This is a genomic window from Pseudomonas sp. NY5710 (genome assembly GCF_013305665.1).
GTDB lineage: Bacteria > Pseudomonadota > Gammaproteobacteria > Pseudomonadales > Pseudomonadaceae > Aquipseudomonas > Aquipseudomonas juntendi.
Map to the genome: position 1 here is coordinate 2,276,423 of NZ_CP045554.1, position 10,764 is coordinate 2,287,186.

General features: G+C 63.0%; 12 protein-coding genes. 6 read left to right on the forward strand and 6 right to left on the reverse strand.

Features of this window, described 5'->3' with window-relative positions; genetic code table 11:
- Window positions 1–33: 33 nt before the first annotated feature.
- Together GEV39_RS10315 and GEV39_RS10320 are read right to left on the reverse strand one after the other, a co-directional pair.
- Complete coding sequence (locus GEV39_RS10315) at window positions 34–675, reverse strand: DUF1109 domain-containing protein (RefSeq protein WP_173888732.1); 642 nt, start codon at window positions 673–675, stop codon at window positions 34–36.
- Window positions 662–1,252, reverse strand: a complete 591-nt coding sequence (locus GEV39_RS10320; RefSeq protein WP_173888734.1) for a sigma-70 family RNA polymerase sigma factor — start codon at window positions 1,250–1,252, stop codon at window positions 662–664. Before GEV39_RS10320 ends, GEV39_RS10315 begins: the two co-directional genes overlap by 14 nt.
- Before the next feature lie 224 nt (window positions 1,253–1,476).
- On the opposite strand from GEV39_RS10320, the gene GEV39_RS10325 reads away from it, so the two are divergent.
- The 4 genes from GEV39_RS10325 to GEV39_RS10340 are packed head-to-tail and all read left to right on the forward strand — an operon-like array spanning window position 1,477 to window position 3,844.
- On the forward strand, window positions 1,477–1,764 hold the full coding sequence (locus GEV39_RS10325) for a BufA1 family periplasmic bufferin-type metallophore (RefSeq protein WP_173888736.1): 288 nt from the start codon (window positions 1,477–1,479) through the stop codon (window positions 1,762–1,764).
- 16 nt (window positions 1,765–1,780) lie between these two features.
- On the forward strand, window positions 1,781–2,614 hold the full coding sequence (gene bufB, locus GEV39_RS10330) for an MNIO family bufferin maturase (protein ID WP_173888738.1): 834 nt from the start codon (window positions 1,781–1,783) through the stop codon (window positions 2,612–2,614).
- Window positions 2,611–3,366 (forward strand): HvfC/BufC N-terminal domain-containing protein, encoded by a 756-nt coding sequence (locus GEV39_RS10335; protein ID WP_173888739.1) that lies wholly within the window; start codon window positions 2,611–2,613, stop codon window positions 3,364–3,366. Before bufB ends, GEV39_RS10335 begins: the two co-directional genes overlap by 4 nt.
- Window positions 3,367–3,376: 10 nt before the next feature.
- Complete coding sequence (locus tag GEV39_RS10340) at window positions 3,377–3,844, forward strand: DoxX family protein (protein WP_173888741.1); 468 nt, start codon at window positions 3,377–3,379, stop codon at window positions 3,842–3,844.
- 197 nt (window positions 3,845–4,041) lie between these two features.
- On the opposite strand, the gene GEV39_RS10345 is transcribed toward GEV39_RS10340, so the two are convergent.
- Genes GEV39_RS10345 through GEV39_RS10355 form a run of 3 tightly spaced genes read right to left on the reverse strand, consistent with a single transcriptional unit; the run spans window position 4,042 to window position 6,193 of the window.
- A complete protein-coding gene (locus tag GEV39_RS10345; protein WP_173888743.1) occupies window positions 4,042–4,512 on the reverse strand; it encodes an arsenate reductase ArsC in 471 nt (156 codons plus the stop codon).
- A 28-nt stretch (window positions 4,513–4,540) separates the two neighbouring features.
- On the reverse strand, window positions 4,541–5,824 hold the full coding sequence (locus tag GEV39_RS10350) for an arsenic transporter (RefSeq protein WP_173888745.1): 1,284 nt from the start codon (window positions 5,822–5,824) through the stop codon (window positions 4,541–4,543).
- A 21-nt stretch (window positions 5,825–5,845) separates the two neighbouring features.
- Window positions 5,846–6,193: a metalloregulator ArsR/SmtB family transcription factor gene (locus GEV39_RS10355; protein WP_173888746.1), complete on the reverse strand. Its 348-nt coding sequence runs from the start codon at window positions 6,191–6,193 to the stop codon at window positions 5,846–5,848.
- A 153-nt stretch (window positions 6,194–6,346) separates the two neighbouring features.
- On the opposite strand from GEV39_RS10355, the gene GEV39_RS10360 reads away from it, so the two are divergent.
- Window positions 6,347–7,480 (forward strand): pyridoxal-phosphate-dependent aminotransferase family protein, encoded by a 1,134-nt coding sequence (locus GEV39_RS10360; protein ID WP_173888748.1) that lies wholly within the window; start codon window positions 6,347–6,349, stop codon window positions 7,478–7,480.
- Between the two features lie 35 nt (window positions 7,481–7,515).
- Here GEV39_RS10360 and GEV39_RS10365 read toward each other — a convergent pair whose 3' ends face one another.
- Window positions 7,516–8,760, reverse strand: a complete 1,245-nt coding sequence (locus tag GEV39_RS10365) for a DUF1835 domain-containing protein (RefSeq protein ID WP_173888750.1) — start codon at window positions 8,758–8,760, stop codon at window positions 7,516–7,518.
- Between the two features lie 359 nt (window positions 8,761–9,119).
- Between GEV39_RS10365 and GEV39_RS10370 the strand changes: the two genes are divergently transcribed.
- Window positions 9,120–10,745 (forward strand): methyl-accepting chemotaxis protein, encoded by a 1,626-nt coding sequence (locus GEV39_RS10370; protein ID WP_173888752.1) that lies wholly within the window; start codon window positions 9,120–9,122, stop codon window positions 10,743–10,745.
- Window positions 10,746–10,764: the final 19 nt, after the last annotated feature.

Below are 10,764 nucleotides of genomic sequence, written 5' to 3' on the forward strand. Positions count from 1 at the left end.
TGAAGCGGTATCATCCGAATCTGCACTGCCAAGCTACCAGCGCAATAGTCTAGGTCCGAGCAGTGCACCCATGATGGTTGGCAGCATCATGCCGAGCAGATACCAGACGCCCCAAAATGGAATGCCCATCTCCGGGCAGTGCAGGCAGTAGGCCAATGTCGCGGTAGCTCCCGCCAGCAGTCCGCCCACTGCGCCGGTGACACGCAGGCGGGTTGGTGCAAGGCCGCGCAACGCCCATACAACACCTGCAAAGGTCGGCACCGATAGCAGCGCAATGTTCAGTGCGCAGGTCCGCCAGGTTTTGCCTAGAATCAGCTCGGCGCGGGCGTCTGGAGCTACGCTGGCCAGTTCCACTGCTGCGCCTACCCACACCAGCAACACAGGCATTACCAGCAGCCCCCAGGCCACGCCGCCATGCACGCCTGGGCGGGCCAGCCGGCTGCTTAGCCACAACGCAAGCGTGGCAAGGCTCGCGGGCAGGGCGATCTTGGCCCACAACAGCGGGGAGCTGGCTACCTCAGCCAGGTCAGGCCGCACACCGAAAATAACCGCCATCAACAGGGATGCGCCTAAGCCACCGGCCAGCAACGCGATGGCGAAACGCTTGCCAGCGAGGTGACGGTCCACCGCGGTCTCACCTGCACTCAGCAGATCAATCAATTCATTGGTCTTCATCGTTTCGCAATCCTCGGATCATGGTCGCCAGCGCTTTGAGCCCTCGGTGGATGCCCACTTTCACTGCCGAGCTTGAAAGCCCGGTCAGACTTGCCGCTTCCTCCACCGAAAGGCCCGTCAGCTTGACATGAACGATCGGCAGGCGCTGTTTGTCAGGGAGCTGCAGCAGCAGCTTGCCCAAGTCGCGGCTGGCCTGAGCGGGCTCGCCATCCTCGTAGGCGCAAAGTTCCGTTTCGTCATTCCCAAGCGGTTCATGCAGGGCCTCTCGACGCCCGAAGGCGCGGAAATAATCAGCCAGCTTGTAGCGCGCAATCGCATGTACCCAAGCAGTCACCGGCTGATCCGCGCGATAGGTGTGGCGGGCATTGTGGACGGCCACCAGTACTTCCTGCAGCAGATCCTCGACCTCGGCAGGGTGTTGACTCAGCCTACGGCGCAGGAACGCCCGCAGGTGCGGGCCGAGCGTGCTGAGAAACGCCCGGTACGCCATGCGGTCGCCCTCCAGGCCACGCAGCAGCAACGCCTGCAACTGAGCCTCCCGCGCGATCAGCACTTCCTGGCTGTTAGTTCGTTGCATTGGCCGTCCTGGTTACACCGTCAATGAATGTATCCCGCTGATCCCCAGCCAGCCGCTTTGTGCTTGGCCTGTGAAATAACAATTATCCGTTCAATACGGTAGGACCAAAGCGAAAAATCTCAAAAAATTTTTCGAGGCTGTAACCGCCTCGCCTGTATTGGCGAACTTGTGGATGAGCTGCTGAAAACGTTCCGCAGCATCCTCACTTTACCGGAGAAAGCATCATGAAAACCCTCAACCTCGCCACCGCTGCCATCGCTCTGGCCGCCATTGCCGGCAGCGTTCTGGCTGCCGACATGACCACCAAGGCCGGCAATGACACAGCCATGGAAAAGTGCTACGGCATCGCCCAGGCCGGTAAGAACGATTGCAAGGCCGGCGCTGGTACCACGTGTGCGGGCAGCGCCAAGAAGGACTACGACGGTATGCACTGGAAAAGCGTTCCGGCAGGCACCTGCACCTCCATCAAGACCCCCAATGGCTCGGGCTCATTGACCCCGAGCAAAGCCTGAGCCAAGGCCGCCGACCATGAGCATATTCCCCAAACTGGGCGCTGGGGTCGGGCTCAAGGGCGAACATTACGCCCAAGCCTTGGCCTGTTCCGCCCACGGTGTGTGGTTCGAAGTGCATCCGGAGAACTATATGGTCGGCGGTGCTCGCGTTGAGTGGTTGGAGCGAATCGCCGAACGGCATCCGCTATCTTTGCATGGCGTTTCGCTGTCTCTGGCGGCCGATGTCGCCCCGGATACCGAGCACCTTCGACGTTTTCGCGCGCTGACCGAGCGGGTCCAACCTTCGCTGGTTTCCGAGCACTTGGCGTGGTCCAGCTGGCGCGGCCAGTACTTTCCGGACCTCCTGCCTTTCCCGCGCAGCCACGCTGCCCTGGCGCGTATTACCGAGAATATTCAACGCACCCAGGAAGCGCTAGGCCGGCGCATCGCCGTCGAGAACCCAAGCCATTACCTCCAGCTACAGGGCCACGACTGGGATGAAATAGACTTCCTCACGGAACTGTCGCAGCGTACTGGTTGCGGTTTGCTGCTGGACATCAACAACGTGTACGTCAGCGCACACAACCTCGGCTTCGACGCCAGAGACTATCTTGGCCGTTTTCCAGCGGCGGCCATCCTCGAAATACACCTGGCAGGACACGGTGTCGACGAAGGCGGGAAACTGTTGATCGACTCTCACGACGCGCCAGTCGCCGCGCCGGTGTGGGCGCTGTACGAGCATTTGATTCGACGTATTGGCTCTAGGCCCACTTTGATCGAGCGCGATGACCAATTGCCAGCCTTCGACGTTCTTCAAGGCGAGCGCGAGCTTGCCCAGGTTATTCTCGACCAGGCGCAGGTGGCCTCATGAAAACGCCACTCGAAGCCTTCCAGGACGCCTTCGCCGCAGCCATTTACGGGCACACCCCCCCGGCAATGCGCAGTGTCACCGCACAGGCCGCCTTCGAGGTGTATCGCAATACTGTGCTCAAGGGCAGCGTCGATGCGCTGTGCGCCAACTTCCCCACCGTCGAACGCCTGGTCGGAACTGACTGGCTTCGTGCAGCGGCCGTAATCTACGCTCGCGAAACACCGCCCGACGATCCCCGGCTGATCTTTTACGGGGAGGGGTTCGCAGACTTTCTGGAAAGGTTTGAGCCCGCGCGCGAACTACCCTACCTTGGCCCCGTGGCGCGCCTGGACAGAATGTGGATCGAGGCTTTCACCGCCCTTGTGCAGCCGCAGTTGGACCCAGGCAGCCTCGGCGGTGTGTCCGTCGCCAAGCTCGCCACCTGCCAGTTGCAGCCCCGCACCAGCGTGCGCTGGTGCTGGTTCAGCGAGCTCCCGATATTCAGCATCTGGCGTTATAACCGCGAGGCCTTGCCCGTGCCACAGGCCTTGCCCTGGCAGGGCGAGGGCGCATTGGTCGTCGGGCAGACCGAGGGCGTCATTTGGTACGAGCTTGGGACTGGCGGGTGCGCTTTTCTCGATGCCTGCGCAGCGGGATGCGACCTGGACCGAGCTTCCACCGTAGCGCTTGCTGTCCAGCCCGATCTTGACTTCCACGTTGTGCTCGGCCAGTTGCTTGGGGCCGGGGTTTTTCGTCCCGTCAGTCTCACTTGAGGAAGCTTTTATGGACATCGCCCGCAAACCTGCCAACCGCTCTGGCTTGAGACTGCGGTGGAATAGACTGGCCGAACGCCTGCAGCACTTGCTCGGCGACGCCTTTCTTTACCTGGTAGCGCGCGCTGCTATCGCAGCGACGTTCTTTCTCTCAGGGCGGACCAAGGTCGAGGGGCTCCTGGATGTCACCCCAAGTACCTACGAGCTGTTCCGTACCGAGTACATGCTGCCGCTGCTATCACCGTACATCGCGGCGCATCTGGCGACCTACACGGAGCACTTTTTTCCCGTGCTGCTCGTGCTGGGCCTGTGCACCCGGCTATCAGCCTTGGCGCTGTTGGGCATGACCACGGTGATCGAAGTGTTCGTCTACCCGGACGCCTGGCCTAGCCATCTGGTCTGGGCGGGCCTATTGTTGTTGCTGCTTGGTCGAGGAGCCGGCAGTTGGTCGCTGGATCATGTTCTGGGCATTCGTTGAGCACGTGTACGCAAGAGCTTAAAAAGCAGGGGGGCATTACCGGCAAGGCGCGCGCTGGTTTATCCGGGCAGCGAGATGTTCCGCGCTTTTCCAGCACCACGATGTGCTGCTTGTATCAGCTGGCGGGCCTGGCTGTTGGGCGTATCGAACAGAGAAAGATCAAGATGAGGTAATTGCTCGGCTATTTGGCCTCCCGCTTAGAGCGCGTCAATGTGATCCAGCGCTTGCTGGAGCTGTTCGCGTTGCAGCGTGTCGAAGGGCAGGGCGAAGAATGCTTGGCAACGGGCTGTTATGCGCGCCAGCGTGGCGTTGAAAGCCGCGTCGACGGCCGCTTCATCGCCCTCTACATCGGACGGATCCTCCAGCCCCCAGTGCGCCTTCAGTGCCGGGCCGAAGTACACCGGGCAGGCTTCGCCGGCGGCCTTGTCGCACACGGTGACCACGATGTCTGGCGGGCAACCCTCGAATGCCTCGTTACCCTTGCTGCTCAGGTCCTGGGTCGAAATGCCGGCCTGCTGCAGGGTGGTCAGGCTGCGAGGCAACACCTGGCCCTTGGGAAAACTGCCGGAACTGACGGCTTCAAAGCCGTCAGGCGCCAGGTGATTGAACACGGCCTCGGAAAGGATGCTGCGGCAGCTGTTGGCCGTGCACATGAACAGAACTCGCATGGGGGCTCCTCCGCTTGTTGGCGGACTATCAGAGGCTAAGGCGCAGTGCCAAAGCCGAAAGGGTGATCAACAGCACGGGCAGGGTCAGCAAAATGCCAACCTTGAAGTAATAACCCCAGGTTATACGCACGCCTTTGCGCGCCAGCACATGCAGCCAGAGCAGTGTCGCCAGGCTGCCGATAGGGGTGATTTTCGGGCCCAGGTCGCAGCCAATCACATTGGCGTAGATCATCGCCTCGCGCACCAGGCCTTGCGCTTCGCTGGCCTGGATCGACAACGCGCCGACCAGCACGCTGGGCATGTTGTTCATGACCGAAGACAGCAGGGCGGCGATCACGCCGGTGCCCAGGGTGGCACTCCACAGCCCTTGTTGCGCCAGGCGGTCGAGCAGTTGGGTGAGCATGTCGGTCAGGCCGGCATTTTTCAGCCCGTACACCACCAGGTACATGCCGAGCGAGAAAATCACCACCTGCCAAGGGGCCTCGCGCAGCACGCGGCGGGTCGCAATGCGCTGCCCGCGCGCGGCGACCGCGAACAGTATGGCGGCACACACGGCTGCCACTGCACTGATCGGAATGCCCAGTGGTTCGAGGGCGAACAGGCCCACCAGCAGCGCCAGCAACACCCACCCTCCGACCGTGAAGGTGGCGTGGTCTTGGATCGCCTCGCCGGGCGTTTTCAGCGCTGCAACGGTGTAGTGCTGCGGTATGTCACGGCGAAAGTACAGCGACAGTACCACCAGCGTCGCGGCGACGCTGGCCAGGTTCACCGGCACCATCACCGAAGCGTACTCGGCGAAACCCAACCCGAAGTAATCGGCCGAAACGATGTTCACCAGGTTGGAGACAACCAGCGGCAGGCTGGCGGTATCGGCGATAAAGCCGGCGGCCATGACGAAAGCCAGCGTGGCAGCTGGCGAGAAACGCAGCGCCAGCAGCATCGACATGACGATGGGGGTGAGGATCAGCGCCGCACCGTCGTTGGCGAACAATGCCGACACGGCAGCGCCGAGGAGTACGCAAAAGGCGAACAGGCGGTAGCCGCTGCCATTGGCCCAGCGCGCCACATGCAGGGCTGCCCATTCGAAAAAACCGGCTTCATCCAGCAGCAGGCTGATGATGATGACGGCGATGAACGTGAACGTGGCGTTCCAGACGATGCCCCAGACCGCCGGGATGTCGTGCAGCGACACGGCACCTGTGGCAAGGGCGATGACCGCGCCGAGCGCGGCGCTCCAGCCAACGCCAAGCCCTTTGGGCTGCCAGATGACCAGGGTAAGGGTGAAAACGAAGACTGCAATGGCGACCAGCATAGGGTTCTTTCTCGTTGTTGATCAGCAGCAGGCAGAGCCCCGAACAGGGCGGCCATCCATGTTCTGCAGGCGTTGGGTGTTGTGTGCCAACCATTGCTCGTTAGCCTGTAGCGTCGCCTGCAGAACCGCGGCGACCCAAGTGGGCAGGTCCGGGTTGAGGCGGTAATACACCCATTGCCCCTGGCGTCGGTCCAGCAACAGGCCACTGCTGCGTAGCTGGGCCAGGTGGCGGCTTATCTTCGGCTGGCTGTCGTTCAGCGCGCACATCAACTCGCAAACGCAAAGTTCACCCAGGCTGGCGATCAGCAGGGTGGCGCGAGCACGGGTTTCGTCGGCCAGGCATTTGAACACTTCAGGTGGGGTAATCATGGCAGCGTCTGTACATATGGAAATCCGAATATACGTATTTCCATATGTTTTGTCCAAGCGGCTTTGTGATCTGCCGCGCGGCCGCACCTTGTCATTTGCCGGGGCTTGAGGCAGGGTCGATGGCAATGACGTCTCTGCCAAAGGAGCCTGCCCATGTCAAAGCTTTATCCCAGTGTCGACCCCGAGGGTTTGATCGAGTACTCGGTGGTGTACACCGACCGCTCTCTCAACCATATGTCACAGGCATTTCAGGGCGTGATGAAGAACATCTCCGCCACCTTGAAACAGGTCTACAACGCCCAGGGCGTGGCTGTGGTGCCGGGCAGTGGCACGTTTGGCATGGAAGCGGTGGCGCGGCAGTTCGCCACTGGCCAGCAGTGCCTGGTGATCCGCAACGGCTGGTTCAGTTATCGCTGGAGCCAGATTCTTGAGATGGGCAACATTCCGGCGGCTACCACGGTGCTGAAAGCCAGGCCGGTGGAAACCGGGCGCCAGGCGGCCTATGCGCCACCGCCGCTGGATGAAGTGCTGGCGGCGATTGCGGCGCACAAACCGCAGGTGGTCTTTGCCCCGCATGTCGAAACGTCATCCGGGATCATGCTGCCCGACGACTACCTGCGCGCGGTGGGCGAGGCCGTGCATGCAGTGGGCGGCTTGTTCGTGCTGGACTGCATCGCCTCCGGCGCGGTGTGGGTCGATATGCACACATGCGCCGTCGACCTGCTGCTCAGCGCGCCGCAGAAGGGCTGGAGTGCTTCCCCATGCTGCGCCCTGGTGATGTTCAGTGCCCTGGCCCTGCAACGCATCGAGCAGACACAGAGCAGCAGTTTTGCCTGCGACCTGAAAAAGTGGCTGCAGATCATGCAGGCCTATGAGCAGGGCGGGCATGCCTACCACGCGACCATGCCCAGCGATGCACTGGCACGGTTCAACGGCGTGATGAACGAGATGCGCGCCTACGGCTTCGACACACTGCGCGCCGAGCAACAGGCCCTCGGCAAGCGGGTGCGCGCCCTGTTGACCGGCAAAGGTATCAAGAGCGTGGCCGCCAGCGGTTTCCAGGCCCCGGGTGTAGTGGTGAGCTACACCGATGACGCCGGCATCAAGAACGGCAGCAAATTTGCCGACCACGGGCTGCAAATCGCCGCTGGGGTGCCGCTGCAGTGCGATGAGCCGGCAGATTTCCAGACCTTCCGCATTGGCCTGTTCGGGCTGGAAAAACTGCAGCATATCGAGCGCACCGTCAGCACGCTGGAGCAGGCGCTGGAGGAGGTGCTGGCGGAATAAGGGTTCCCGCCCACCCTTGCAGCCAAGCCGCTTCGCTATTGTCGTCGCCAGACCTCGCCTTGCTCGCTAACCACCCAAGGCTTGTCAGCCGCGTCGATGCACACCCCGCCTACCCAACGCCGGGCAGGGTGCTGGTCGAGCCAGTGGCGCTGGCCGGCCAGCACCTGTTCGGCGAGTGCGGTCAGCCGTAATGGCCGATGGGCCCAGGCGTCGCCCGGGCCTTCGCGCAGCAGCGGGTGGGGTGCATGGAGCAACGGCTGCAGCAGTGCATGGAACATCATGTCGCCCAGATAAGGGAGCGGCTCATCCTGCTGCATCAGTTGGGTAAACACGCGTCCGGCTGGCAGCTCCCCATGCGATGCCAGAGCGCGCAGCAGCAGGCGTTCGGTCAGGCTCAAGCCGTCGCTGGCGCCAGGCAGTTCTTGCAGCTGGCGCGCCAGTGCCCGGCGCAACAGCGGCATAGGCCGGTGCTGGCGGCCAGCGAGGGCGGCCCAGGCTTGGGGTTCAGCGGCGGTGTAGGCAGCCCAGGTTTGGCGCGCCAAGGTCAGTGCATCCTCACCCAGCGCGCGACGTTGTGGCCATAGCCAGGCCAGCAGATCCGGGGCCAGTTGGCCGATACCGATGAAGCGCTCTACGCCAGGGACCTGGTCGATTTCGATCAGCTCCAGGCGTCGCGGCAAACAGGGCAGGCTGGCGAGCACGCGGATCAGGAACAACTGGTCGTAAGCGTCGGCTTCGCACCACAGCACCAGCTGACTGTCGCCGTTCAAACCGGCCAATGCGGCCTGTTGTGCAGCCTGGCGCGGGGCGACAGCCTCGGCGCTGAGGTTGAACGCTTGCTGTATGTACGCGCCGCGCACCGGCCAGTACTGATCTTCCGGCAGGGCCGGCACCGGCCCCATCACCATGGGGTCGTCGAACATCTGGAAAGCGCCGGCAAACCCCGCAACCCGCAAGCTGTGGGCAATATCGTTACCGCAGCGCCAATGCTGCACAGCGGCTTCGTCATCGGCAGCGAAGCCAGGCTGGCGTGCGGCGAACGCCACGGCATCGGCATGCGCCTTGAGCTTGGGCCAGCTGGCGAAGCCGGCTTCGCGGGCCACCAGCCATTGGGTATCGGCAAGGAGATAATGGGGGCCAGGCAGGCCAAGGGTGCGCAACTGTTCCCGGGCGTCGTCGGCCTGGTGGTGCTTCAGGGCGTTGAGCAAACGCTTGGCGCGTTTGCGCAAAGCGGCAAGATCGAGCAGGCCATGGTGGCGGGATGCATGGATGGTGGGCATGCCAACTCCTTTGAGGCTCGGTCCGCCGACAAGCCTGGAGCTGGTATGGAAACAGGTTATCGCATGGCTCGGGCAACCCCTTTGCGCGGACCGCAGGCGCAGCCAGCGCCAGGGCCCGACTTTACCCGCATCGCGGCTTGGCTGGCAAACCCAGGCTTTCCCTGCCGAGCCCGCCAACGCATGCGCTGCCATGCACCGCGCGGGTTGCTTGGCGAGGCCCCGCATGCAGGCAACATCTGTTCGGTTACCGCCCACAAGCATACCTGAGCACCTCAAGCCGGCGCCGCGCCGCTCCGATAGCAGCACACCCACCGTCGAATCATCGACCAGAAGTGGTGCCAACCAGGAGTACTGCCCGCATGCTTGCCAACTTGAAAATCCGCACCGGAATGTTCTGGGTATTGTCGCTGTTCAGCCTGACCCTGCTGTTTTCCACCCTCAGTGCCTGGCGAGCGGCGGTTGGCAGTGACCAGCAGATCACCGAACTGGACCAGACTGCGCACCAGTCGGACCGCTTGAACAATGCCTTGCTGATGGCCATCCGTTCCAGCGCCAACGTGTCGTCGGGCTTCATCGAGCAACTCGGCGGCCACGATGACAGTGCTGCCAAGCGCATGGCACTGTCGCTCGAGTTGAACGAAAAAAGCCAGAAGCTGGTCGACGAATTCGTCGAAAACAGCCGCGAGCCGGCCCTGCGCACTTTGGCGACCGAGTTGCAGGCGACCTTCGCCGAATACGCCGCCGCGGTGGCCGGGCAGCGTGAGGCCACCCGCCAGCGCTCGCTGGAGCAATACTTCAAGGTCAATGTCGACGCCGGTAACGCCATGGGCCGGTTGCAGGCGCTACGCCAGCAACTGGTTGGCGAATTGGGCCAGCGTGGCCAGCAGATCATGCTCGAATCCGATCGCCGCCTGGCCCGTGCGCAGTTGCTCAGCCTCGGCCTGCTGGCGCTGACCTTGGCCCTGGCAGCCCTGTGCTGGGGCTTCATCGCCCAGCGAGTGCTTCACCCCCTGCGTGAGGCCGGTCAGCACTTCCAGCGTATTGCCGGGGGCGACCTGAGCGTGCCGGTGCAGGCACAAGGCAGTAACGAGATCGGCCAGCTGTTCCACGAGTTGCAGCGTATGCAGCAAAGCCAGCGCGACACCCTGGGCCAGATCGGGCGTTGTGCCCGACAACTGGACGAAGCCGCCACTGCGCTGGACGCGGTAACCGAGCAAAGCGCCAACAACCTGCGCCAACAAGGGTTGGAGCTGGAACAGGCAGCCACTGCCGTGACCGAAATGACCACCGCCGTGGAGGAGGTTGCACGCAATGCGATCAGCACCTCGCAAACCACCAGCGAGTCCAACCAGCTAGCCACGCAAAGCCGCCGCCAGGTCAGCGACAATATCGACGGCACCGAGGCCATGACCCGCGAGATCCAGACCAGCAGTACCCACCTGGAGCAGTTGGTGGGGCAGGTGCGTGATATCGGCAAGGTGCTGGAAGTGATCCGCTCGGTCTCCGAGCAAACCAACCTGCTGGCGCTGAACGCCGCCATCGAAGCGGCGCGTGCCGGGGAGGCGGGGCGGGGCTTTGCCGTGGTGGCCGATGAAGTGCGTACGCTGGCCTACCGCACGCAACAGTCGACCCAGGAAATCGAGCAAATGATCGGCCGCGTGCAGGCCGGCACCGAAGCGGCAGTGGCGTCGATGCAGGCCAGCACCCACCGTGCGCAGTCGACCCTGGACGTGACCCTGGCCTCGGGGCAGGTGCTGGAAGGTATCTACAGCGCGATTGGCGAAATCAACGAACGCAACCTGGTCATCGCCAGCGCCGCCGAAGAGCAGGCGCAGGTCGCGCGCGAAGTGGATCTCAACCTGCTGAACATCCGTGAACTGTCCAACCATTCGGCGGCCGGGGCGCAGCAGACCAGCGCTGCGAGCAAGGCACTGTCGGGCCTGGTGGGGGAGATGACGGCCTTGGTCGGGCAGTTCAAGGTTTGAACGTCTTCGGCCCAGAACA

Excerpts from the sequence above, each read along its gene's own strand:
- GEV39_RS10315 (WP_173888732.1), bottom strand. The coding sequence starts at position 675 with ATGAAGACCAATGAATTGATTGATCTGCTGAGTGCAGGTGAGACCGCG.
- bufB (WP_173888738.1), top strand. The coding sequence starts at position 1,781 with ATGAGCATATTCCCCAAACTGGGCGCTGGGGTCGGGCTCAAGGGCGAA.
- GEV39_RS10350 (WP_173888745.1), bottom strand. The coding sequence starts at position 5,824 with ATGCTGGTCGCCATTGCAGTCTTCGTTTTCACCCTTACCCTGGTCATC.
- GEV39_RS10320 (WP_173888734.1), bottom strand. The coding sequence starts at position 1,252 with ATGCAACGAACTAACAGCCAGGAAGTGCTGATCGCGCGGGAGGCTCAG.
- GEV39_RS10365 (WP_173888750.1), bottom strand. The coding sequence starts at position 8,760 with ATGCCCACCATCCATGCATCCCGCCACCATGGCCTGCTCGATCTTGCC.
- GEV39_RS10345 (WP_173888743.1), bottom strand. The coding sequence starts at position 4,512 with ATGCGAGTTCTGTTCATGTGCACGGCCAACAGCTGCCGCAGCATCCTT.
- GEV39_RS10335 (WP_173888739.1), top strand. The coding sequence starts at position 2,611 with ATGAAAACGCCACTCGAAGCCTTCCAGGACGCCTTCGCCGCAGCCATT.
- GEV39_RS10325 (WP_173888736.1), top strand. The coding sequence starts at position 1,477 with ATGAAAACCCTCAACCTCGCCACCGCTGCCATCGCTCTGGCCGCCATT.
- GEV39_RS10370 (WP_173888752.1), top strand. The coding sequence starts at position 9,120 with ATGCTTGCCAACTTGAAAATCCGCACCGGAATGTTCTGGGTATTGTCG.
- GEV39_RS10360 (WP_173888748.1), top strand. The coding sequence starts at position 6,347 with ATGTCAAAGCTTTATCCCAGTGTCGACCCCGAGGGTTTGATCGAGTAC.
- GEV39_RS10340 (WP_173888741.1), top strand. The coding sequence starts at position 3,377 with ATGGACATCGCCCGCAAACCTGCCAACCGCTCTGGCTTGAGACTGCGG.
- GEV39_RS10355 (WP_173888746.1), bottom strand. The coding sequence starts at position 6,193 with ATGATTACCCCACCTGAAGTGTTCAAATGCCTGGCCGACGAAACCCGT.